General features: G+C 37.1%; 20 protein-coding genes and 1 riboswitch. Of the genes, 16 read left to right on the top strand and 4 right to left on the bottom strand.

Annotated elements, in window-relative coordinates:
- The first annotated feature begins 19 nt into the window (after positions 1–19).
- The 3 genes from AA0017_RS08920 (at position 20) to AA0017_RS08910 (ending at position 2,066) form a co-directional block, all read left to right on the top strand.
- On the top strand, positions 20–772 hold the full coding sequence (locus tag AA0017_RS08920) for an exodeoxyribonuclease III (protein WP_413381061.1): 753 nt from the start codon (positions 20–22) through the stop codon (positions 770–772).
- Positions 773–1,223: 451 nt separating this feature from the next.
- The gene (locus AA0017_RS08915; protein WP_413381059.1) at positions 1,224–1,841 is read left to right on the top strand and encodes a phosphatase PAP2 family protein; all 618 of its coding nucleotides are present in this window, start codon (positions 1,224–1,226) and stop codon (positions 1,839–1,841) included.
- 3 nt (positions 1,842–1,844) lie between these two features.
- A complete protein-coding gene (locus AA0017_RS08910) occupies positions 1,845–2,066 on the top strand; it encodes a YdbC family protein (protein WP_413381057.1) in 222 nt (73 codons plus the stop codon).
- Positions 2,067–2,438: 372 nt separating this feature from the next.
- On the opposite strand, the gene AA0017_RS08905 is transcribed toward AA0017_RS08910, so the two are convergent.
- The gene (locus AA0017_RS08905) at positions 2,439–2,759 is read right to left on the bottom strand and encodes a YciI family protein (RefSeq protein WP_413381055.1); all 321 of its coding nucleotides are present in this window, start codon (positions 2,757–2,759) and stop codon (positions 2,439–2,441) included.
- A gap of 399 nt (positions 2,760–3,158) precedes the next feature.
- Between AA0017_RS08905 and AA0017_RS08900 the strand changes: the two genes are divergently transcribed.
- The 3 genes from AA0017_RS08900 to AA0017_RS08890 all read left to right on the top strand — a co-directional run bounded on the left by AA0017_RS08900 (position 3,159) and on the right by AA0017_RS08890 (position 7,397).
- Positions 3,159–3,953 carry an HAD family hydrolase gene (locus AA0017_RS08900; RefSeq protein WP_413382501.1) on the top strand — a complete coding sequence of 265 codons (795 nt, stop codon included), beginning with the start codon at positions 3,159–3,161 and terminating at the stop codon, positions 3,951–3,953.
- A 26-nt stretch (positions 3,954–3,979) separates the two neighbouring features.
- Entirely contained in the window at positions 3,980–5,251 is a 1,272-nt protein-coding gene (gene hflX / locus AA0017_RS08895) for a GTPase HflX (protein WP_413381053.1), read from the top strand.
- A 688-nt stretch (positions 5,252–5,939) separates the two neighbouring features.
- Positions 5,940–7,397, top strand: a complete 1,458-nt coding sequence (locus AA0017_RS08890; RefSeq protein WP_413381051.1) for a UDP-N-acetylmuramoyl-L-alanyl-D-glutamate--2,6-diaminopimelate ligase — start codon at positions 5,940–5,942, stop codon at positions 7,395–7,397.
- 382 nt (positions 7,398–7,779) lie between these two features.
- On the opposite strand, the gene AA0017_RS08885 is transcribed toward AA0017_RS08890, so the two are convergent.
- Positions 7,780–8,103, bottom strand: coding sequence for a hypothetical protein (locus tag AA0017_RS08885; RefSeq protein WP_413381049.1), 324 nt, complete (start codon positions 8,101–8,103; stop codon positions 7,780–7,782).
- A gap of 175 nt (positions 8,104–8,278) precedes the next feature.
- Between AA0017_RS08885 and AA0017_RS08880 the strand changes: the two genes are divergently transcribed.
- The 5 genes from AA0017_RS08880 (at position 8,279) to AA0017_RS08860 (ending at position 13,703) form a co-directional block, all read left to right on the top strand.
- A complete protein-coding gene (locus tag AA0017_RS08880) occupies positions 8,279–9,304 on the top strand; it encodes an LLM class flavin-dependent oxidoreductase (protein WP_413381047.1) in 1,026 nt (341 codons plus the stop codon).
- Between the two features lie 164 nt (positions 9,305–9,468).
- Positions 9,469–9,578: riboswitch (SAM riboswitch) on the top strand.
- Between the two features lie 123 nt (positions 9,579–9,701).
- On the top strand, positions 9,702–10,829 hold the full coding sequence (locus tag AA0017_RS08875; RefSeq protein ID WP_413381045.1) for a sugar ABC transporter substrate-binding protein: 1,128 nt from the start codon (positions 9,702–9,704) through the stop codon (positions 10,827–10,829).
- Between the two features lie 135 nt (positions 10,830–10,964).
- Positions 10,965–12,503, top strand: coding sequence for a sugar ABC transporter ATP-binding protein (locus tag AA0017_RS08870; RefSeq protein WP_413381043.1), 1,539 nt, complete (start codon positions 10,965–10,967; stop codon positions 12,501–12,503).
- Positions 12,469–13,467 (top strand): ABC transporter permease, encoded by a 999-nt coding sequence (locus tag AA0017_RS08865; protein WP_413381041.1) that lies wholly within the window; start codon positions 12,469–12,471, stop codon positions 13,465–13,467. Before AA0017_RS08870 ends, AA0017_RS08865 begins: the two co-directional genes overlap by 35 nt.
- Before the next feature lie 62 nt (positions 13,468–13,529).
- Positions 13,530–13,703 carry an SE1832 family protein gene (locus AA0017_RS08860; RefSeq protein ID WP_413381039.1) on the top strand — a complete coding sequence of 58 codons (174 nt, stop codon included), beginning with the start codon at positions 13,530–13,532 and terminating at the stop codon, positions 13,701–13,703.
- Positions 13,704–13,804: 101 nt separating this feature from the next.
- Here the strand turns inward: AA0017_RS08860 and AA0017_RS08855 are convergent, their stop codons facing one another.
- Complete coding sequence (locus AA0017_RS08855) at positions 13,805–14,719, bottom strand: VanW family protein (RefSeq protein WP_413381037.1); 915 nt, start codon at positions 14,717–14,719, stop codon at positions 13,805–13,807.
- A gap of 134 nt (positions 14,720–14,853) precedes the next feature.
- Between AA0017_RS08855 and AA0017_RS08850 the strand changes: the two genes are divergently transcribed.
- Positions 14,854–15,816 carry an alpha/beta fold hydrolase gene (locus AA0017_RS08850; RefSeq protein WP_413381035.1) on the top strand — a complete coding sequence of 321 codons (963 nt, stop codon included), beginning with the start codon at positions 14,854–14,856 and terminating at the stop codon, positions 15,814–15,816.
- 1,510 nt (positions 15,817–17,326) lie between these two features.
- Here AA0017_RS08850 and AA0017_RS08845 read toward each other — a convergent pair.
- Positions 17,327–18,385, bottom strand: a complete 1,059-nt coding sequence (locus AA0017_RS08845; RefSeq protein ID WP_413381033.1) for an AbrB family transcriptional regulator — start codon at positions 18,383–18,385, stop codon at positions 17,327–17,329.
- Between the two features lie 231 nt (positions 18,386–18,616).
- On the opposite strand from AA0017_RS08845, the gene AA0017_RS08840 reads away from it, so the two are divergent.
- The 4 genes from AA0017_RS08840 (at position 18,617) to AA0017_RS08825 (ending at position 24,572) form a co-directional block, all read left to right on the top strand.
- The gene (locus AA0017_RS08840; RefSeq protein WP_413381031.1) at positions 18,617–19,609 is read left to right on the top strand and encodes a fatty acid desaturase; all 993 of its coding nucleotides are present in this window, start codon (positions 18,617–18,619) and stop codon (positions 19,607–19,609) included.
- 18 nt (positions 19,610–19,627) lie between these two features.
- Entirely contained in the window at positions 19,628–20,782 is a 1,155-nt protein-coding gene (locus AA0017_RS08835) for a histidine kinase (protein ID WP_413381029.1), read from the top strand.
- Positions 20,779–21,378, top strand: a complete 600-nt coding sequence (locus AA0017_RS08830) for a response regulator (protein ID WP_413381027.1) — start codon at positions 20,779–20,781, stop codon at positions 21,376–21,378. Before AA0017_RS08835 ends, AA0017_RS08830 begins: the two co-directional genes overlap by 4 nt.
- A 1,340-nt stretch (positions 21,379–22,718) precedes the next feature.
- Positions 22,719–24,572, top strand: a complete 1,854-nt coding sequence (locus AA0017_RS08825) for an assimilatory sulfite reductase (NADPH) flavoprotein subunit (RefSeq protein WP_413381025.1) — start codon at positions 22,719–22,721, stop codon at positions 24,570–24,572.
- Positions 24,573–24,599: the final 27 nt, after the last annotated feature.

The following is a 24,599-nucleotide window of genomic DNA, read 5'->3' as shown; positions in this document are numbered from 1 at the left end:
CAGATGGGAGAGAGTTTGTGTGAAGTTTGTATCGTGGAATGTGAACGGAATAAGAGCTTGTGTTAAAAAGGGTTTTTTAGATTATTTTCATCAAGTAAATGCTGACTTTTTTGCGATTCAAGAAACAAAATGTCAAAAAGGTCAAATTGAATTACAGTTAGAAGGTTATGAGCAATATTGGAATGATGCCGAGCGGAAAGGTTACTCAGGAACCGCTATTTTTACAAAACATACACCTTTGTCTGTGCAATACGGGATTGGTGAAGAATTAGTCGATCAAGAAGGCCGTGTCATTACGTTAGAATATCCACATTTTTATTTAGTTACGTGCTATACTCCAAATTCAAAACGTGACTTATCACGACTTCCTTATCGTTTAAGTTGGGAAGAACACTTTTTAGCTTATTTGAAAACCCTAAAGGAAAAAAAGTCGGTTATTTTATGTGGGGATTTAAACGTAGCTCATACAGAAATTGATTTAAAAAATGCTAAATCCAATCATGGAAATTCAGGGTTTACAGAGGAAGAAAGAGGGAAGATGACGACTCTATTGTCTAGTGGTTTTACAGATAGTTTTCGTCATCTGTACCCAGAGACTACTGATAAATATAGTTGGTGGTCTTATATGAATAAAGTTCGGGAGCGCAACATCGGCTGGAGAATTGACTATTTTATCGTTTCTAATGAATTAACGGACTCTATTAAAAAAGCGGAGATCCATAACGAGATTCTTGGAAGTGACCATTGTCCAGTGTTTCTAGAGCTGAAGTAATGTCATTTGTTAAAGTAAGTTTAAATGTTGGAGGCTGCCCGATAATGTCTTTTTGAGGGTGGCTTTTTTGTCTTTTTTAATAATTGGCTAGAGAAGTTATCGTTTTTTTATTGACTCATTATTTGGATTCCTCTGAAAAAGTGAAAGGCTTTCGCAAGGTTAAAAAAGTTCATTTTTTTCTTAAAGGGAGGAGGATTCTATCGTTTTATGACGTATATATAATTAAGCTTTGAATAGAAAGGAGGCAAGTGAAGTCGCCCCTATTTACGTCGTGCAAGTTTGAATCCCCCTTTAAATTTGCTCCTAAATTCTTTTTCCTCCACGAACATCGCTTCGTTTATTACACAAAAAACGGAACAAAGATCCCTCATCCAAGTTAATCTACTCAAAACCATTTTATTTGTTTTCTCATTTCTTTTTATGATACAGTTACGAAAAAAGAGGGAGAAAATTGCCTAAAAAACATCGGAAATTACTGCTTATAAGTAGCTTCGTATTTCTTTTATTTGCCCTACTGACCGAATGGAAAGAAGTACTTTTATTTGACCAGCTCTTTATCGGCCTCGCAGATATTCTCTCTTCGGATCACATGAACCAATTAATGGTCATCATCACTGATTTTGGATCAGCCACAGTATTAACCATAGGGTCTTGTTTGGTCGTTGTTTATTTGTTGCTGCGTAGGGAATGGCCAAATGCTATAATGCTCGCTGCCTTAATGATTGGCGGTAGTGGTTTAAACTTAGGTTTAAAATCAATTTTTGCTAGGCAACGACCAGAGGAGATCTTGCTATATGATGGTTTTGGTTACAGTTTTCCAAGTAATCATGCGATGATGTCTTTTATTTTTTATGGATTTATCATTTATTGGACCCAGCAAGAACGACAAAAAAGTCGTACGGTATTTATGTTTAAGTTTTTTCTAGCCATTCTTATTTTGTTGATTGGATTTAGTCGCATTTATTTAGGGGTTCATTATGCTTCCAACGTAGCTGGTGGGTTTGCTTTAGCGATCATGCTAATGGTGATTGGTGATATTGTTAAGCAAAACATTAAAAGGAGGCCGTAAATCATGTCAGATTTTAAATACGATATTATTAAAAGTATAGGAACGATTTCTGAAAGCCCCAAAGGCTGGACACGTGAGTTAAATTGGATTAGTTGGAATGGGAGAGAGCCCAAATATGACATTCGTGACTGGGCACCTGATCATGCAAAGATGGGCAAAGGAATGACTTTTACAAAAGAAGAGTTACTAGAGTTGCGTAAATTGCTAACAAGTTCAGAATCTTAAATAAGAGGCTCTCAAAAGTTATTTCATGAACTTTTGGGAGCCCGCTTATTCTATATTAAAAGATTTGCACAAACACTTTAATGAGAAAGAGGAGTGATGGACATTTCCCCACTCTCTTTCCTAGGATGAACCGGCGAGTCTCCTCTTGCGTACTGCTGAGGCCACTGAAAGACGGTCTATTCGTTAAAAAATAGTGTGAACCGATGGCAATGCAAGATAGGTTCTTAATCTAAAATAAAATGAGAAAAAAATGCAGAAAAACGTCGAAGTTAAAGTCTAAAGTACGTCTAGTTTTTTAGCGAAGTGATCGTCAGGAACGAGATTTTTTATCAAGAACATTTTCATTTGAATTCTTTTATTTAGGCTGTTTTCTTAGTCGATTAAATTTCCTTTTGTTTGTGGTATTTCAACCAACCAATTATTCTCGTCATTTGCTTCTAAGAACTCTTTTATTTCGTATGTTTGATAGTATTTCTCATAAACAAACGGATCGTTATTCAACAATTCCTCAACATCTTCAACGTTTTCAGATTGAAATACCATAACAGTGCCATCATCATCTTTAAATGGACCACATAACTTTAATGAACCTTGCTGACTTAGACTTTTTAAGTAAGTAACGTGATTTGTTAGTAAATCATTACTTAATCCGCCCTTTCTTTTATCCTTTAATATTACTAAATAACTGTTCAAAAGAACCCCTCCTATTAGAATGTACGTTCTCTATATTGTATATTGATTGAATTGTTTGTCAATTGGATATTCATAGATTTTCAACTGTAATATAATTTGATTTTTTGGCAAGTAGAAACAAGCATTGGCTCTAATTTGGTTAATTCGCTGAACCCTACATATACGTCTTTCCACATTCCCGAAAGCCTCCTTATACTTTATTTTATCAAGCCCTATACAGTATCGTAAAAAGTATCGTAAAAAAAGCAACAACCTATGCGAAAACTGCCTTTACTTAAGGTGAACCATTCATTAAATAGTTTTGAAAATACATAAAACTCCAATAAATTACTTGCTCCTTCGTTTATTACACGGTACGCTTAAGAGTGATCAGAATATAGAGAAAATAGAGGAGTGGGCATTTTGAAGGCGATTTTTTTTGATTTAGATGATACTTTGTTATGGGATAAAAAAAGCATTCAAACAGCATTTGAAAAAACATCTCAACTAGTAGAAGAGAAATACGGCATAGGTGCAAGTGAGTTTGAGGAAGTGGCTCGTACGAAGGCGAAAGATTTATATAAAGGTTATGAAACATATGAGTTTACACAATTAATTGGCATTAATCCTTTTGAAGGGTTATGGGGCAAGTTTGAAGAGGATCATCCGGAATTTCAGAAAATGAATCATATGGTTTCTTCTTACCACCTTGATACGTGGAAGTCTGCTTTAAAAAATTTTCATATTGAGGATGAAGAGTTTGCTGGGAAATTAGTGAGAGCTTTCCGAAAAAATCGGAAAGAGAATCCTTTTTTATATGAAGAAAGCCTTGAAGTATTAGAACGTTTAAAAAAAGACTATCGTCTGTTATTATTAACAAATGGCTCTCCACAATTGCAAACAACAAAACTTGAGATTACACCAGAGTTAAGACCCTTTTTTGAAAAAATTATTATTTCAGGTGATTTTGGTCAAGGAAAACCAGAACCAGCAATTTTTCAGTTTGCTTTAAAAGAAATGAACTTAACAAATGAAGACGTACTGATGGTTGGAGATAATTTGATGACAGATATTCTTGGAGCCAATCGAACAGGAATTCAATCAGTTTGGTTAAACCGAGAAGATAAGAAAAAAAATGAAGTAAAGCCAACTTATGAAATTAAAGATTTACATGAGCTTTTCCCGCTTTTAGAGAAGTTATCCTCTAAAGGTTGATGGATAGCATACAATTGGAGGTATACATGCAAGAAGAACAACAAGTCGCGATTTTAGTTGGGGCTGAGCTTCAACATCATTCAAACCACGAGCGCTCGATGGAGGAATTAGAACAACTTGCCTTTGCTTGTGAAGTCGCAGTCGAAGCTAAAGTGTCACAACGTTTAGAAAAAATCAACCCATCAACATATATCGGAAGAGGTAAATTATTAGAGGTTAAACAAGTTCTTGCGGCAACGGATGCGAATTTAGTCATTTTTGATGATGAATTATCGCCATCACAAATTCGGAATACGGAACAAATTCTTGAGTGCAAAGTGATTGATCGGACCATTTTAATTTTAGATATATTTGCACAGCGGGCGAAAACAAAAGAAGCCAAATTACAAGTAGAACTAGCAAAATTGCAATATATGTTGCCTCGTTTAGTCGGCCTTCGCCAATCACTTGGACGGCAATCAGGTGGGGTAGGAACTACAAATCGTGGGGCTGGTGAAACAAAACTTGAGCTAGATTGTCGTAAAATCGAAGAAAAAATGTCGATTTTATCAAAAGAGTTAGAGCGGCTAGTAAAACAGAGACAAATTCAACGAGGACGCAGACAAAAGCAAGAAATGCCAGTTGTTGCCTTGGTTGGATATACGAATGCTGGGAAGTCTACGCTAATGAATGCATTTTTACAATTCGGTACAGACGCAAGTGACAAAAAATATGTATTTGAAGAAAACATGCTCTTTGCGACTTTAGAAACGTCCGTTAGAAAAGTAACATTGCCGAAAAATCGTTCCTTCCTTTTAACAGATACGGTTGGGTTTGTTAATAAACTTCCTCATCACCTTGTGAAAGCATTTCGTTCGACATTAGAAGAAGTGAAGGAAGCCGATTTATTGCTCCATGTCGTTGATTATTCCAATCCAAATTATGAGCAACAAATCCAAGTCACTAATGAAACCTTAAAGGAAATCGGTGTGGAGAACATCCCGATGATCTACTTGTTTAACAAAAGTGAACTCGTTGACAATAAATTTCACATAAATCGTGAAGATTCTATTTACGTCTCAGCAAGAGAGAAAAAAGGGTTTGAAGCGTTATTACAAACGTTAGAATTGTCTTTATTTGCAACCGATGTAAAAGTTGAGTTCTTATTTCCATATACGGCAGGAGAACATGTTCACTATTTTCAAAATCATGCCGATGTGCTCGAAATGGAGCATCAAGAAACAGGTACTTATATGAAAGTCATTTGTCGCTTAAAAGATAAACAAAAATATGAACAATTTATGATAAAAACCGTCTAATTTCTGGGCGGTTTTTTTTCGAGTGGAGAGTAAGTGGCGCAGGACGGAAAGGGAATCATAGGAGGTCAATGAAGCTAAAAGCGATTGAATCAAAGCCACAAAGGGAATCATAGGAGGTCAATGAAGCCAAAAGCGATTGAATCAGAGCCACAAAGGGAATCATAGGGATTCAATGAAGCCAAAAGCACATGAATCAGAGCCGCAAAGGGAATCATAGGAGGTCAATGAAGCCAAAAGCGATTGAATCAGAGCCACAAAGGAAATCATAGCTGCACTATGAAGCCAAAAGCGATTGAATCAGAGCTGCAAAGGGAATCAAAGGAGGTCAATGAAGCCAAAAGCACATGAATCAAAGCCACAAAGGGAATCATAGGAGGTCAATGAAGCCAAAAGCACATGAATCAGAGCCGCAAAGGGAATCATAGGAGGTCAATGAAGCCAAAAGCGATTGAATCAGAGCCACAAAGGGAATCATTGGGGTTCAATGAAGCCAAAAGCGATTGAATCAGAGCCACAAAGGGAATCATAGGAGGTCAATGAAGCCAAAAGCGATTGAATCAGAGCGGCAAAGGGAATCAGAGCTGCCCGATGATTTCAAATAATAGAGCAAAGAGGTGTATTCAAAGGATAATTTCATTTTTGGATGGTGAAACTACTCTTAACCAGTTTTTTGAGAGGGTAGGTTAAGATGAAGCTTCAATCACTTTTACAAGAATTGAATATGATAGTGGATGAGCCGAGCCTAAATGATATCGAAGTGACTGGCTTGCATTTTCATTCCAAAAAAGTGGAGCCTGGTTTTCTTTTTGTGGCGATTAGTGGCTTTGATCAAGATGGTCATGATTATATTGCAGAAGCATGTGAACGAGGGGCTGTGGCGGTATTGGGTGAAGCCAAATTTATTCAAACGGATATACCTTATTATTCCGTCCACGATAGTCGAAGAGCTCTATCACGTTTAAGTGCGGCTTTTTATCAATTTCCAACAAATAAACATAAAGTGATTGGTATCACAGGAACGAATGGCAAAACGACAACATCTTATATGCTCAAACATATTCTAACCGAAGCAGGAAAGACATGTTCGCTTATTAGTTCTGTTAGTCATGAAATAAACGGAGAAACTCGGCCTTCTCATGTCACAACACCAGATGCGATAACGATTCAGAAGTTACTTGCCGAAAGTAAGGATGAATATGTGATTTTAGAAGTGTCTTCGCACGGTCTTGATCAAGGGCGGGTGAATGATGTTTTTTTTGATTATGCATTATTTACGAATTTAAGTCATGATCATCTTAATTATCATCCGACGATTGAGCATTATTTTTCAAGTAAAGTAAAACTATTTGACCAATTAAAACATAACGGAGAAGCGATAGTTGCTACATTTTCAGAGGTTTGGGGTGAAAGGGTAGTTGACTATGTGAAAAAGCAACACAAAAAAGTGACGACCGTTGGACCACAACATCATAATGATATCGTCTCTTCTTATGAAAATGAGTTTTCGACGTTATTTGAGTTAAGTAAATTTAATATGGAAATATCATTTGAACTGCCTGTTATTGGTGTTCATCAAAACCGAAATGCTTTATTAGCTTACGTAACTGCTGAAAAATGCGGGGTCACACCGAAAGAAATTAGAAAGGCCTTGTCTCAGTTTCCAGAAGTACCAGGGCGATTCCAACAAATGAAGTTGCCAAATGATTCAACAGCCGTTATAGATTATGCCCATTCACCTGAATCCATTGATGCTTGTTTAAAAACAATTAGAACCTACCGTCCGAATCGACTCTTTCATGTTTTTGGTTTTCGTGGCGATAGTGATGTTACAAAAAGAGAGGCAATGCTTAAGTATTCCTTCCAGCATAGTGACCACATTTTTTTAACCTTTGATGATTTAAATGGAGTAAGCGAAGAGGAAATGTCTAAAACCTTACTTGAGTTAAATGAAACAATCGGCAATCAAGCTATCATTATTACCGATCGAACCGAAGCGATTAAGTGTGCTTATTCTGAAATGGAAAAAGGAGATTGGCTTGTGATAACGGGTAAAGGTCATGAGAAGTACAAGCAAGTATTTAACTTACCTAGTGAGAATGATCAAGCGACATTACAATACCTTAAAGGAAAGAGTTCAACTAATTGATTTTTCTAAATAATCTGATAAAAAGAGGTAAAGTAAGATAATAAGAGAAAAATGGGTATTTACTCAAGAAAATCAACCTATTTGAAAATTTACAGTTTCTAAATAATATCTTAAAATAAGTTTAATTAAAGAAAGGAGAGACGTTAAAAAAACCTTCAGAAAGGATGTGAGTCCAATGACGTAGGTGAGCGAAGTGTACATTAGTCATGACATGTACATGGGGACTGGTAGACCATAAAGAGCAAACACATAAAATAATAGCAAAGCATAAACGTTTTAAAGAGGCTTTTGTGCAGTTGGAAGGGAATAGTAAGAATGTTAACGGTATATAGAAGTTAAAGACGACCCCAAAAAAACCATTTGATGGCGAGGGGTCGTTTTTTTATTTCTGCTTTAATTTTTCCATTTCTTCTGAGACAACAAAGGCTAGCTGATCATTTCCAAATAAAGAAAGAACTCCGAGTAACGTTTCATCAGCGATTTCACCTGCTTCTTCTTTTGAAACGGTTAATTCCTGAGTGTCTACTAGCAAAGAATTTTTTTGTTGGGATGGATAAGCCTTTTGATAAATTTCGAGCGGGTCTAAATCATGATTGATACACCATTGACTAAACACTAACACCATCATCTTTTCATCTTGCTGATATTGTTTGATGATTTGTTCCTCTATATTTTCTTTCAACGTAATTCCTCCATTACATAACATCTCTTTTGTAGGGCAGAATGAATGACGACTTTATTATCTCATCCCTGCTCCATTTAGACAACGCTAAGTATTCATAAGCAAATAAATGGACGAAAGGATTCATATCCATTACTCTTCTATATAACGAATTCAATAAGAAATCGTATGATATAAAAGTTTTGAAGGAGTGCTATAAATGGAATCCACTAAAACATTACAAGATATTCGTTTATCTGTCTTAGATCTCGTGCCCATTCTAGAAGGGAAAACGGTACAAGAAGCGTTTCAATCAAGTGTAACATTAGCTAAAAAAGCCGAGGAGCTTGGTTTCCACCGCTTTTGGGTCGCCGAGCATCATAATATGCCTGGAATAGGGAGTTCAGCCACTTCAGTTGTCATCGGCCATATCGCTGGCCAAACAACATCGATTCGTGTCGGTGCTGGTGGAATTATGCTTCCGAATCACTCTTCTTTAATGGTTGCTGAGCAATTTGGAACATTAGATGCCATTTATCCAGGGAGAATTGATTTAGGTTTAGGACGTGCACCAGGGAGTGATCAACAAACAATGCGAGCGGTAAGAAGAGGGTTAGGGACGACGGGTGATGAATTTCCTGATCAATTAGAAGAGTTAAGGCAATATTTTGACCCGAAACGCTCGCCTTTCCCACCAGCTGTAAGAGCTTACCCAGGCGAGGGACAAAATATTCCGATTTGGTTATTAGGTTCAAGTGGGTTTAGTGCAAAACTAGCGGCGGAATTAGGGTTACCATTTGCGTTTGCTAGTCATTTCTCCCCTGAATTTACATTGCCAGCCTTAGATATTTATCGTAGTAACTTTAAACCTTCTGATGTGTTAGATAAACCTTATGTGATGGTCGGAAAAAATGTCATTGCAGCAAAGACGAATGAAGAAGCTAAATTTCTAGCTACTTCAATGGATCAGCAATTTTTAAGTTTAATTCGGGGGCGTCCCGCAAGACTTTTGCCACCAAATGAAGATTTAACTGACCATCTAACGATCCATGAACGAGCAGCATTAGATAAACGAGGGGAATCAACCATTGCAGGAGATAAAGAGTTTATCCAAAAAGAGCTTCAATCTTTTTTAACTGAAACAGATGCGGATGAAATCATTATTAACTCGATGATTTATGATGAGGATGCACGTTTGCGTTCATTTAAAAGTATTGCAGAAGTAAGCAAAGTTAAGCATTCTTGAGCTAAGTGTACTGGTCACCAGTTACCCAATTGATGAGTTTATGCTCTCTTCAAATGTCGATCCATTTGAAGGCATAATTTTTAGACTATTTTTAAAAAAAGGATTGACCTACTTACTATTAAGACTTATAATACCAATAAGAATAATGAGAATTAAATGAATAGCTCTTATCGCGAGTGGTGGAGGGACTGGCCTGATGAAACCCAGCAACCGTTTTCTAAGGAAAATTGGTGCTAATTCCTGCGAATCGATTTTATGATTCGAGAGATAAGAGAGGATTTTACATAAAAACCTCTCTTAGTAGAGGTTTTTTTCTTTTGGTAGAAAAATCCACGTATAAGCAGTTATACATAACATGGGTTTTTAACTAAATAGTCAAGCATTAGGGGGAATAAAGATGAGAAAAAGTAAATGGAGATTAGGAGCAACGATCGCTCTTTTAACAACTGTTTTGTTAGTAGGTTGTGGTTCAAATGATTCCAATGATAGTGCGAGTGGTCAGGAGAAAGTCGATGATGACAATGTCAGCTTTGAGAATGTTCCAGAACGTTTTGCTAATGGTGAAGGAGCAAAAATTAAAGTGGTTCGTAAAATTGGTGGGGATGATCACACCGCTCAATTTTTAGCTGGAGCGAAAGAAGAAGCAGAAGCATTAGGTTTTGAAGTTGATGTATTTACGGCGAATGGTGATTCGGCAAGGTTCCATGACGCACTAACTCAAGATGTAGATAAATATGATGGGTTTATTATTTCACATGGTGATGATGAAGCGACAGTAGCGACTGTACAAGAATTAAGGGAAAAAGGAAAAAGTGTGGTTGCATTTGACTCATTAGCTGATTTACAAGAGATTGAAGGGGTAACCTTAACGTCACAAGATGATGAAGCGTTAGCTGATTTGGCTTTAGGACAACTTGTAGAAGATTATGATGGAGAGGCAAACATTGTCTATCTTTGGGTGGACGGTTTTGCTCCAATGGTTCGGAGAGATACTGTGTATAAACAATTTTTAGAACAATACCCTGGGTTAAATGAATTAGAACGTTTTGGAGTGGCTACTGATGATACATCTGTTCAAACTCAAAACGCGGTTGCGGCGATGCTAAATAAATATCCCCAAGGTGAAATTGACGCAATCTTCGCAACATGGGATGCGTTTGCAATTGGTGCCGCACAAGCGATTCGAGAAGCCGGTAGGGATGAAGTGAAAATTTACGGAATTGACGTTTCAAATGCTGATTTACAAGAAATTCAAAATGAAGCTAGTACGTGGAGTTATACAGCAGCTGTCGATCCAAAATTAATTGGAGCGGTTAATGTACGAATTTTAGCGAAAAAGCTTGCAGGTGAAGAAACACCAGAAACCTTTGACTTAGAAGCATCCTTAATTTCTCAAGAAGATTTGTTACAAGCGGACGAGTCAGTTAATATGATAAACCTTGCCGATATTATTACGGGCTGGGGAGAGTCAGATGCTTTTGAAGAAGATTGGATGCTTACATTAAAAGATTATTACGTAAAGTAATCAAATGAGGACTAGCAATGAAGCCTAAGGGTTATGATTCGAACAAATGTAGAAAGGGGCTGCTCTAAGTTAGCTCCCTTCTTTTTTAATGATTAAAGTGATTTAGTGAGCAAGTGTATGACTGGAGGGTGAACAATGAAAAAAAATGTGATAGAAATGAACCAAATAAACATTGAATTCCCTGGAGTAAAGGCATTAGATTCTGTTGACTTCTTCATTGAGTCAGGGGTGACACATGCATTAATTGGGGCAAATGGAGCAGGGAAGTCTACACTCATGAAAGTTCTATCCGGTTCCTATTCCCATTATGAAGGCACGATTAAAATGAATGGAAAAGAAGTTATGATTCGTTCACCTAAGGATGCTCAAAGTTTAGGAATTCAAATCGTTTATCAAGAAGTGGATACAGCGTTAATTCCTTATTTAAGTGTGGCGGAAAATGTGATGATGCCTTTTCTTATTCATAAAATGGCGAAATCTCAACTGATTAAGTGGAAAAAAATCCACGAAGAAACGAAAAAAGTATTGGAATCGCTCCATGTCTTTTTATCAACTGAAAAGCTCATAAGTGATTTAACTCTTGCGGAGAAACAAATGGTATTAATTGCTCGTGCCTTAACGACGGATTGTCGTTTTTTATTACTAGATGAACCTACTGCCCCTTTGAGTCAAAAAGAAACAGAGCAATTGTTTCGGATTGTGAGGCACTTAAATAAACAAAATGTTGGGGTCATTTTTATCTCCCATCGCTTACCAGAAATTTTTCAACTATGTGAGCAAATTACAATCATGCGTAGTGGAAGGAAAGTTATAACAGAAAAAGTAAACGAAACAAATGAAAATCGCGTTGTTTGGCAAATGCTTGGTCGTAAACTCGAGGAGCAGTTCCCTTATTATCGAAAAAAAGAAAAAAATACCGCTTTTGAGGTTAGCCATTTTTCAGACGGCGAAAAGATTAAAGACATTCATTTCTCGATTTCAAAAGGGGAAATTATTGGGATCGCAGGTCTTGTAGGGGCAGGGAAAACAGAACTATGCAAAGCGTTGTTTGGGGAAGCCAAAACGACTGGTCATATTCGTTTAAATGGAAAGGAATTAAACATTCATTCTCCATATGATGCCGTTAAAGCAGGCATCGCGCTTGTACCTGAAGAACGTAGAAAAGAAGGTCTTTTAATTGAGGAAACCGTAGAACATAATTTATCGGTTGCAAATCTGCGTTCTTTTACAAATCGTTTTCATTTTCTCTTACCCAAAAAAGAAAATACATCGGCCTTATCTTTAATAGAATCACTCGGTATAAAAACACCTAGTCCTAAAACAAAGGCTGAGTTTTTATCAGGAGGAAATCAGCAAAAAATCGCGATTGGAAAATGGTTAATAGCTGATTGTGATATTTATATTTTTGATGAACCAACAAAAGGAGTCGACGTAGGAGCTAAAAAGGATATCTTTCAATTAATCATCGCTTTAGCTAATAAAGGAAAAATGATCATCTATGCTTCTGCTGAGCTTGCCGAAGTTCTTGGCATTACGGAACGAATTTACGTTATGTATGATGGACAGATTGTCAAAGAATTAAATACAGAAGAAACAACAGAAGAGGAGATATTATACTATTCTGCAGGAGGACAGCAAGATGCAAACAGAACAGCCAATAAACAAGCCAATTAAAAGCAGCCAATCATTCTTTCAATTCTTATATAAATATGGCACGATAGTAACCGTCTTTTTATTAATCATTATTTTTACGATATTAGAACCACGCTTTATTCAAGCTGATAACTTAATTAGTATTTTACGCTCCATTTCGATCGTGACGATTATTGCGATTGGGATCACGATTTCGCTTACGGTGAACGGGTTTGATTTGTCTGTTGGCTCAACAGCCTCATTAGCCAATGCGGTCGTGATGTCGATGTTTGTTTGGTTTGCACAGGATACGTTTATTGCGATTATTTCGGCTCTTTTAGCTGCTTTATTAGTTGGGTTGTTCAATACGTTTATGATTGTTAAATTAAAGGTACCTGACATGTTGCTAACGTTAGCAACGATGTTTATTATTCAAGGGGTGGCCTTGACTTATACAAAAGGGGCCACGATTTCACAAAATATGGTGATGCCAGATGGAAGCTTTGCATCAGGCGAAGTCCCTCAACTTTTTCAAAAAATAGGACAAGTTCCTTGGATTATTTTGATTATGATAATGATTGTCTCGCTTGTTCATATCTTCTTGAACTATACAAAGCATGGGCGATATATGTATATGATTGGAGGAAACGAAGAGGCAGCAAGGTTATCAGGGATAGCCGTGAACAAATATAAATTGTTTGCTTATTTATTATCTGCCTCTTTTGCAGCCATTGGTGGAATTTTATTAGCTTCTCGTGTGATGAGAGCAGAAATCAATGCGGGCTCTCCATACTTAATGGAAGCAGTAGCAGCCGCTTTTATTGGATTTGCTGTTTTAGGAAAAGGAAAACCTAATGCTTTTGGAACGTTCGTTGGAGCTGTATTAATTGGGATATTAGCAAATGGACTTGTGATGCTTTCTGTTCCATATTATGCGATGGATATTGTGAAAGGGACTGTACTCGCCTTTGCTTTAGCCTTGACGTATTATAAACAAAAAAAGTAAACCAAATCTTTTTTTATTGTTATGTGATTTATGTTATCGTAAAAAGAAAACGAGGTGATAGCATGGCTACAAAAGAATTAGAAAATCGATTAGAAGATTTAAAAGCAGAATATTTACGCATTCAATTTGATTTAGAAAAAGTAGAATCAGTCGGAGGAAATATCGGGCCCTTAGAGCAAAAGCTAACGAAGGTCGAGGCCGACATACAAGAAGTTCATAAACAATTACGTGGATAAGCGAAAATGGTATCTTCGGTTGATTTGCAGTTAAAAAAGCTAACAAGTAGGAGATAATCCTAACAGTTAGCTTTTTTGGAAGGAGCCGCTCAAAAGGGAGGTTAATCCGACATTTTAACTTCTCTAGGTAGTTTTTTTTCTGCATCTGGAATATTTTTAGTTTGATAACGGACATGCTCAGTTGAGTAGATTTTAATTAATAATTGCCCACCATATACTTTCGCTTGGATTAAAATTGGTTGATTTAGCTTATTCTGAAAACGAAAATCAGGTCCATACCAACTGACAGTGGCATCTCGACCAGGAGGAACATAGGAAACACGGCGGCTGTGGATATATCTTTCCACAATCGTTAAATTGGCATGGTCTACGGCATTAAATAGCGTCGATGAAACTTGGCATATTCCACCGCCAATGTCTTCACTTAATTCACCTTTAACGATGACAGTTGCCCTTTTATAACCATTTTGTGCGGTTCTTTCACCGACCGTCTTATTAAATGAAAAGGCTTCACCTGGAAAAATAACTTGATTATGAATCGCTTCTGTTGCTAATTGGATATTATGACTTCTTTCTTTATTTCTTGAATTAAAATAGGTAATATAATGGCCTATTAACTGTGCCCGTAAACTTTCCATTAATTCTGTATTCACACGAGCATAAACGGGTTTTGTTGGAATATCGATCGTTTTTGTACCTGTTTGATAATAGGATTGGATGACTTGCCTTTTCAATTCATCTACATGTAATTGATAACCAACGATGTCATCGACCACTTCTCCATAAGGGCCAATATAAGCATCTTGAGCAGGTGTGTATATTTCCTGATTTAAATCGATTAAAAGCTGATCCAATTGCTGAATATCAATAAATGCTTCATCCATATAAGAATGCTTTAAATTTTGCCGATTGTATGTATCGATAATCTCATTATTTAAGCGTAAATGGATATCATCAGATAAATCTTCAATCGGAGAAACAAATAATAGCGAATGAAAAAGCAGTAGCCAGACCATAAATGTCACCTCATTTTATAGAATGAGTCAAAAGCTTCAATTTCATGATTTAAAATGAAGCAATTTAAAAGGAAAAAATCACCTATTCAAGAATTTTAAAGTATTGTTTTAAAAAAAGTTAGGGAGAGATGGGAATGCCGTTAATCGATATGCCCTTGGAAAAATTAAGGACTTATGAGGGGACCAACCCTAAACCAATTGATTTTGATGAATATTGGGATCAGGCTCTTGCCGAGATGAGTTCACTATCAAAGGAATATGTACTAATAAAAAGTGAATTTCAAACAAAAACGGTCGAATGTTATCATCTTTATTTTACCGGAATAAACGGGGCGAAAATCCACGTTAAATTTATGAAACCAAAAATGGACTCGTTCAAACAGGCTGCCGTCATAAAATTTCACGGATATGCTGGTCAATCTGATGATTGGTCGGGTTTATTATCATTAGCCAGTTTAGGTCACTCTGTTTTTGCGATGGATGTTCGAGGTCAAGCTGGGCTGTCTGAAGATGTTGGGGGCGTAAGAGGGAATACCCATCATGGCCATATTATTCGTGGTTTAGAGGAAGAAGATCCACATAAGCTCTTTTTTCGAGATGTTTTTTTAGATGCTGCTCAATTAGTATCTATTGTTCGTCAAATGGATCATATTGATGAATCGAGAGTGGCTACAACAGGGTGGTCACAAGGGGGAGCCTTAGCTTTAGCATGTGCTGCTCTCGTTCCTGATGTAAAAAAAGTGGCAACTGTTTATCCATTTTTAAGCGATTACAAACGAGTATGGGATATGGATTTAACAGTGGGAGCCTACCGTGAATTAAGAAGTTATTTTCGCTTTTTTGACCCAGAGCATAAAAAAGAAGATAAGGTTTTTGAAAAATTAGGTTACATAGATATCCAACACCTTGCCCAAAGGATTAAAGCAGAGGTTCATATTGGGATTGGATTAATGGACAGCATTTGCCCTCCATCCACACAATATGCAATCTATAATAAAATTCGCTCAGAAAAGCAAACGTATATTTATCCGGATTTTGAACATGAAAACTTACCGGGTCACTCAGATAAAATTCATCAGTTTTTGGAACAGTTATAAGAATCTCGGATAAGTGAGGCAGTCGTTTGAGAGTGTTGACGATAGGTCGCTCAGGATTCACTATTGGCTCTCTCATCCACGTCTGCCATACGAAATGATAATAACCCATCAAAAATCATTCTATGATGACTTGATGGGTTATTTTTTAGAGGGGTTAACGATGTCCCTATTGTTGTCTACGGTCTGAGCAAAGTTATTTTTACTTCGGTCTCAAAAAGTTCTTATTTGTTAATAACTCAACTTTCGCATCGAAAAAATCCGTTCAACGAGTTGGCAGAGCGAAAGGGAAGCTCTTAAACAAATGCCCTTGACACGTTTGAAAAGCGAGAACGTACTATCACACAAAACGGATAAACTGTGCATCAAGAAAAAAATAATAGGCTGCCCTCCGGTTGTCGCTCCCAAACAGACACTCCGCGTCCTGCAGGAACCTCATGAGCCTCCTCAGTACGCTTGCGGGGTCTCATTGGACGGTTTATTCCTGCGGGAGTCTCCGTGTCTGTTTGTCCGCTAGATAATGGAATCGAATCTAGGTTCGGTTTTCTCATTAGAACAAAAAAACAGTCATTACTTCAACGTACATTAGTTTGAGAATGATTTTTCTCCTTCCATGACTAATTCCGTTACAGTTGTAAACAAATCAGTGTGGATGCTCTGTACGTTAGCTAGATGATCGAGCTGGTTTCGATTTGAATCATGTCTTTTCATTACTTCAGACTTAGAAAAAAATAGGTGGCAACGACCTATTTAATTCCATAACCAACAAAGGGAAGAAGAAGGTCCTTCTGCGTTAGAAATAGCTGATTGAGAATGGCCCTATCATCAAGCCTCTCCACGACACTTAGCGGACAAAACCATACGGAGACTCCCGCAGGAATAAACCGAGCTTACTGAAAAAGTCTTATTCTCACCTTTACCGGGGAAGAATCTCAAATAATTAGGTGATTCATTAGATGATCTATTATGGCTCAGCTGGTTTTTCTTTGACCAAAACGGAGCCAGCGGAATACCCGGAGACTCCTGCGGGAGAAGTGAAACACGGGAGACCCCGCAGCGATGAGTGAGGAGGCTCCCGGTTCACCCGCGGAACGCGTAGGGTATGCAGCTGGCGGAGTAAGCCAAATCATCCAACCCTATTGTAACTAACAGAACTTTTTCAGTGGCCTCGAATAAACCGAGGAGGCTCGCCAGGTTCTCGGCAAGGACGCGGAGTATGGTTTTGGTAGCGACAGCCGAAGCGCTTAATTTTAGTGAACAATTTCCTTCAACAGCCTACGAAGAGATGTGTTCAGACTGTCAACGATTGAACATTGAACCGTTCATGTAAAGTCAATTTGAGTCTTGTATCGCCCTAAAGTTAATCTCTATCAACGGTTAAGGGTCAATTATACGCTGCGCAAGTTGAGTTAATAAAATGAAATGGTTTGAACATTTTCCTAGAGCAACGAAGCTAAAGATGTGTATATAATTTCACGTACCATATTTAAAAATTGAATAGGAAAAAACCAAATTAACAACTAACGACCGGAGCTTTACGTTTGAAGTACCATTTTAATACAGTTGGGACGAAAATAACAATCATTAAAATTCTTGTTAATTGAAAGGCACTGACTAAGGCAGGGTCAGCACCAACTTGTGAGGCCGTTAACACCATTTCGATTAACCCCCCTGGTGCCAAACTTAACAAAGCTGTTACTAAATCAATGTCTGTTACAGCACTAAAAAGAAACCCTAAAAGAAAGGCCATCATAATTAACAAAAGAGCGATGATAAAATAAACGAGACAATATTTTCCTCCAGCTTTTAAATCGGAAAGAAGAATACTTTTTCCTAAACTGATTCCGATCATAATTTGAGCGATTATTAGAATGAACTCAGGTAATACTGGTAAGGTAATGGGGCTAATATTTAATAGAATCGTAACCGCCATTGAGCCAATGACAATGCCAGCTGGTATCATATTGCGAACAAAATAGCCTATGACTAAAGGTAAGATAAAATATAAATAATTCCAATCAAAAATGAATGGTACTGGCGAAGCAATAGGACTCGTCATCGCCCCACTATTACCCCCAAACACTAAAATAATAAATGGGGGGATTATAAATAAAACAGTCAATAATCGGACGGTTTGAAAAATGACAACATAAGAAGATTTGGCATGTAAAGATTCACTAGCAATGGCCATTTCGGTTAAGCCACCGGGAATAGAACTAAAGACGCTCGTCACCTGGTCAATGGGAAGCCATCTTGAGACGAGAGAACTTAAGAAAAAACTAAAGCCTATTAAAAAAATTGTCGCTATTACATAATGTATAAAATAGGGAGCCACTGTTACAAATGTTGCTGTGGTAAAATACAAACCGAAATAAGCTCCTAAAACGACTAAACCAGCATCCTTACATATGACAGGAAAAGCTAATGTTCTGTTCGTAAAAGCTTGCCATAATATCACAAAAGTTAAACTGCCTAACATCCATGGCAGTGGAAGATGAAAATAATAAAAGACAAAACCACCAATTGTCCCGATTAAAAGTGCTTCAAAAAGCAGTTTACTTAGATTTTGCAAATGAAAGACTCCTTTAATTTAAGATGAACCATAAGTATTATTTTAATCAAAATTATGGGGAAATGATAGAGGAATAAATGAGCAGAGGACAACTTACAAAAGGAAGAGGAATTGTATCATTTTGGGATCACCCATGACATTTATCATGGTTTTGTATATGACAGCTATGACTGCTCAACTTCCTTTTTCTTTTTTATAATAAAAAAAAAGAGTTAGAAGGAGTTTTTCAGTATGGATAAAGATAAACAAAAGGCACTGCGTAAACAAGTTGCCCCATTTGAAAAAGCGAATTTAAACACAAGTGTGGTACAATTATTCAATACATTTATTCCCTTTTTCGGATTGTGGACATTAGCTTATTTCAGTTTAGAAATTTCCTTTTTATTAAGTTTAGTTTTTTCAGTAGTAGCTGGTGGTTTTCTTGTACGTATATTTATTATCTTCCATGATTGTTGTCATTTTTCCTTTTTCAAAAATCGTAAAGCGAATCGGATTGTTGGGACGATTTCCGGCATTTTGACTTTATTTCCATATAGCAAATGGGGTCATGAGCATGCCATTCACCATGCGACAAGTGGGAATTTAGATAAGCGTGGTGTCGGTGATATTTGGATGATGACAGTTGAAGAGTATAAGAATGCTTCAACGATGACGAAATTACGTTATCGTGCCTATAGAAATCCTTTTGTTATGTTTGTAATAGGACCTATTTTTGTTTTTGTGATTGATAATCGTTTCAACCGAAAAGGAGCAAGACGAAAAGAACGATTAAATACGTATTTTACCAATTTAATGATTGTGCTCATGTTTGGTGGGTTAAGTTTATTAATTGGTTGGCAAGCATTGTTACTTGTACACGGACCTATCTTTTTTGTTGCAGGTGTTGCAGGTGTTTGGTTGTTTTATGTTCAACATACATTTGAGGAATCTTATTTTGAAGAAAATGATGAGTGGGAATATGTGAGGGCCTCTGTTGAAGGAAGTTCTTATTATCAATTGCCAAAACCCCTACAATGGGTAACAGGTAATATTGGTTACCACCATGTTCATCATTTAAGTCCACGAGTGCCAAATTATAAATTGGAAGCTGTGCATAAAGAAGTAAAACCATTACAGCATGTCCAAACGATTACGATAAAAACTAGTTTAGAATCTTTGAAATTTCATTTATGGGATGAACAAGAGAAGAAATTTGTTGGTTTTAAAGAAGCCAAAATGACGTAATAGATTTGAGGAGCTAAAATGGGCAAAGAACAATTTTCCGAGCGATTAAAAAAATGGCTAATGTTTGAAAGTAAAAACGGGATCGCTCCATATATATGGACGGTCCTCAGTATCCTTCCTTTTTATTTTATTTTTCAAACGGACACGATCGTCACGATGATTGGGATCTCTTTAACTTTGCTCTTTTTCCTTTTTTATCGAATTGCTTATTTAACAACAAAACGTTGGTCTGTTTATATATGGACGTTAATTTTAATAACAATATCAAATGTAGCTACTTATTTATTTAGCTATGTTTATTTTTCATTCTTTATTGCTTACTTAATTGGGAGTATACGTAATCGAATCGCCTTTTTTATTTTATATTTTATTCACGTCCTATCGATCGCGGTTGCGATTAATTATATGATTGTGATTCAAGAGCCCTTTTTTATTCAACAATTACCGTTTGTTTTAATTGTCTGTTTAAGTATTATTCTCCTTCCTTTTAATATATTTAACCGAAATGAACGTGGAGAGCTTGAGGAAAAGCTTGAGGACGCAAATAAGATCATTTCTGATTTAATTAAAGTGGAAGAGCGTGAACGTATTGCACGCGACCTTCATGATACACTTGGGCAAAAGCTTTCATTAATTGGACTAAAGTCGGAATTAGCTCGTAAATTAATTACAAAAGATCCAGAACAAGCTAAAATTGAATTAAATGATGTCCAACAAACGGCGAGAACGGCATTAAGTGAAGTACGTAAAATGGTTTCTTCGATGAGAAGTGTGCGTTTAAAAGACGAACTAAATCGAGTCGAAAGTTTGTTAAAAGCTGCTGAAATTCATTGTGTGATTCAACAAGAACAGCCTTTAAAAAACATCGCTTTATTAGTTGAAAATATATTAAGTATGTGTTTAAAAGAAGGAATTAATAATGTCGTTAAGCATAGTGGGGCGACAGAATGTATCATTACTATTGAACAATTTGAAAAAGAAACTGTGCTAACGATTTCCGATGATGGAATGTTTAAAATGAATAAACAACAAGAACTTCCAGGTTACGGGTTGATAGGATTAAAGGAACGATTAGAGTTTGTTAATGGATATTTACAGCTTGATACAAATGATGGAACGACCTTAAAAATTATCGTACCAACGGATGCTCGTGGAGGTGACGAACGTTTATGATAAAAATTGTAATTGCGGAAGACCAACAAATGTTACTTGGAGCCCTTGGTTCTTTGTTAAATTTAGAAGAAGATATGGAAGTCGTCGGAAAAGCGTCAAATGGTGAAGATGCCATTAAGCTTGTACAAGAAAAGGCGCCAAATATTTGTTTAATGGACATTGAGATGCCAGGTAAAAGTGGTTTAGAAGCTGCGGAAGTTTTAAAAAATTCAGACTGTAAAGTGATGATTTTAACGACTTTTGCCCGTGCTGGTTATTTTCAAAGAGCTATAAAGGCAGGGGTAAAAGGTTATTTATTAAAAGATTCTCCAAGTGATGATTTAGCCTCTGCTATTCGTCAAATAATGGAGGGAAAGCGAATTTATGCCCCTGAATTAATGGATGATGTCTTAAGTGAAAAAAACCCTTTAACTGGTCGAGAAAAAGAGGTACTCGAACTAATTGCTGAAGGGAAAAACACGAGTGAAATTGCTGACGAACTTAGAATCAAAGCTGGAACAGTTCGCAATTATATTTCCGTCATCTTAGATAAATTAGAAGTGAAGAATCGAATAGAAGCGATTAAACAATCCAAGGAAAGAGGTTGGTTTAAATAACCTTTTCTTATCCACAGTCAAGGACTGTCTTAGAAGGTGATTTGACCTTTTAAGCAGTCTTTTTTTGTTAAATGATTAAATAACTCAACTTTCACAGCGTATAATGGACCCTTAACCGTTGATAGAGATTGACTTTACACGAACGGTTCTATCGTTGACAGTCTGAACACATCTCTTCGTAGGCTGTTGAAGGAAACTGTTCACTAAAATGAGGCCCTCCGGCTGTCGCTCCCAAAACCATACTCCGCGTCCTGCGGGAACCTTGCGAGCCTCCTCGGCACACCTGCGGGGTCTCGCTCCACGGTTTATTCCCGCGGGAGTCTCCGTATGGTTTTGTCCGCTAAGTGTAGGGGAGATGCTTGATGAGATGGCCATTCTCAATCAGCTATTTTTAACGCAGAAGGACCTTTTTCTTCACTTTGTTGGTTATGGAACTAAATAGGTAGTTACCACCTATTTTTTCCTAAGTCTGTAGTCATCAAAAGACAGGATAAACAAGCTCGATCATCTAGCTAATGTACAGAGCATCCACACTGATTTGTTTACAACTGTAACGGAATGAGTCATGGAAGGAGAAAAATCATTCTCAAGCTCATGTACGTTGAAGTCATGACTATTTTTTTATTCAATGAGAAAACCGAACCTAGATTCGATTCCATTATCTAGCGGACAAACAGACACGGAGACTCCCGCAGGAATAAACCGTCCAATGAGACCCCGCAAGCGTGCTGAGGAGGCTCATGAGGTTCCTGCAGGACGCGGAGTGTCTGTTTGGGAGCGACCGCCGGAGGGCATTGTACATTGTATATTTTTTCTTGATGCGCAGTTTATCCGTTTGGTGTGATAGTGCGTTCTCGCTTTTCAAACGTGTCAAAGGCATTTGTTTAAGAGCTTCCCTTTTGCTCTGCTAACTAGTTGAACGGATTTTCTCGATGCGAAAGTTGAGTAAATAAGTAATGAAAATGGGAATACGCTATTCATTAGGGTGCGAATAAATCAGAATTAGTAATGAAAACGCACGAATGTCTTAATTATGGAGCGAATAACACAGAATTGGTAATGAAGTAGGTCGGATGTTGACATTAAAGTGCGAATAAACAGTTTTTAGTTAAACGGTGCTGCATGTGAGGGTGAATACGTTTCTTGAGTATTTAGAAAACAATTTAAAGTATTTAAAAAAAACGACAGAAAACCACTTTATTTCACTAAAACCGACTTGACGTATAGGAATTGTGAAGCTATGATAAAATAAACTATTTTCTTAAAAGTGTGAAAAAAGAATTTAGGAAGTCCTTTTTAATTTATGAAAAGATTTTGATTCCTTTGTGAGGTGGATATTGTTGCAACTTAAGGTTATGAACAGTCCTTTTAATCAGGAGCAGGTAGAGTTGTTAAATCAGCTTTTGCCGACATTAACAGAATCACAAAAGGCTTGGCTTAGTGGATATATTGCAGCTAGTCAAAGTCAAGAAGTAAGTGGGGGTGTTTCCACGGATCAAACGGCTGTACCAACAGCTTCAACGGTTCCGGAAGTGAATGTAACACCTATTTCAAAAGAAGTCACGATTTTATTTGGATCGCAAACTGGTAACGCTCAAAGTCTAGCCAAACAAACAAAACAAGCATTATCAGAGCAAGGCTTTGATGTGACACTTTCGTCAATGAATGATTTTAAGCCAAATAGTCTTAAAAAAGTTCAAAACTTGCTTATTTTAGTTAGTACACATGGCGAAGGTGATCCGCCAGATACGGCCATTTCTTTCCATGAATTTTTACATGGTAAACGTGCACCGAAACTCGATGGGTTATCGTTCTCCGTGTTGTCATTAGGTGATAGTTCCTATGAGTTTTTCTGTCAAACAGGAAAAGAGTTTGATCAGAAATTAGAAGAGCTAGGTGGAAAAAGAATTCATGCAAGAGTAGACTGTGATTTGGATTTTGATGAGCCAGCAGCAGAATGGATTACAGGAGTCGTTCAAGCTTTCAATGAAGCGACTAGTGTTAAGCAATCTCCTTCTGGTAGTTTAGCAGAGACCTCGTCACTCACGGCAACGACTCAAGCGTCAACTTATTCAAGAACGAACCCATTTCAAGCAGAGGTTTTAGAAAACATTAATTTGAATGGTCAAGGGTCAAATAAAGAGACGAGGCATTTAGAAATCTCATTAGAGGGGTCGGGATTAACGTATAAGCCAGGGGATAGTCTTGGGATTATTCCTAAAAATGATCCAAAACTCGTTGACTTATTGCTTGGTGAATTACAATGGTCAGAGGATGAAATCGTGACGATTAATAAGCAAGGGGATGTCTTACCGTTAAAAGAAGCTCTTATAAGCTACTTTGAAATGACCGTTTTAACGAAACCATTACTTGAAAATTTAGCAAAACTATCAGCAAATGAGGAGTTACATAGTTTACTTGCTCCTGAGAATAAAGACAAATTAAAAGATTACTTAAATGGTCGAGATTTGCTCGATGTTGTTCAAGACTATGGTCCTTTTTCAGGTTCAATTCAAGATTTTGTCGCTAATTTAAGAAAGATTCCTGGAAGGCTTTATTCGATTGCTAGTAGTCTTGAAGCAAATCCTGAGGAAGTTCATTTAACAATCGGTGCTGTTCGATATGAATCATTTGGGCGAAAACGCAATGGTGTTTGTTCGATTTTATGTTCTGAACGAATTGAACCAGGTGATACCCTTCCAGTTTACATTCAAAGTAACGACAATTTTAAATTACCAGAAAATCCTGATACCCCAATTATTATGGTTGGACCTGGAACAGGGGTTGCACCATTTAGAGCCTTTATGCAAGAACGGGAAGAAATCGGTGCAACAGGGAAGTCGTGGCTCTTTTTTGGCGACCAACATTTTGTGACGGACTTCTTATATCAAATCGAGTGGCAAGGTTGGTTAAAGGATGAAACTTTAACAAAAATGGATGTAGCTTTCTCGCGTGATAAAGCGGAAAAGGTTTATGTTCAGCATCGGATGTTAGAGCATAGTAAGGAACTTTTTAGTTGGTTAGAAGAAGGAGCCGTTGTTTATATTTGCGGCGATGAAAAAAATATGGCCCATGATGTACACGAAACCTTGATTTCGATTATAGAAAAAGAAGGTCGTTTATCTAAAACAGCGGCACAAGAGTATTTAGCCAATATGCAACAGCAAAAGCGTTATCAACGTGATGTTTATTGATAGTTGACGGAAAGGAGTTTTTTAAGG

The sequence above is a fragment of the Alkalihalobacillus phoenicis genome, assembly GCF_047302405.1.
Lineage (GTDB): Bacteria > Bacillota > Bacilli > Bacillales > Bacillaceae_D > Alkalihalobacillus.
The sequence above is the reverse complement of the archived record's forward strand: the minus strand, read 5'-3'. Positions and strand labels throughout refer to the sequence as shown.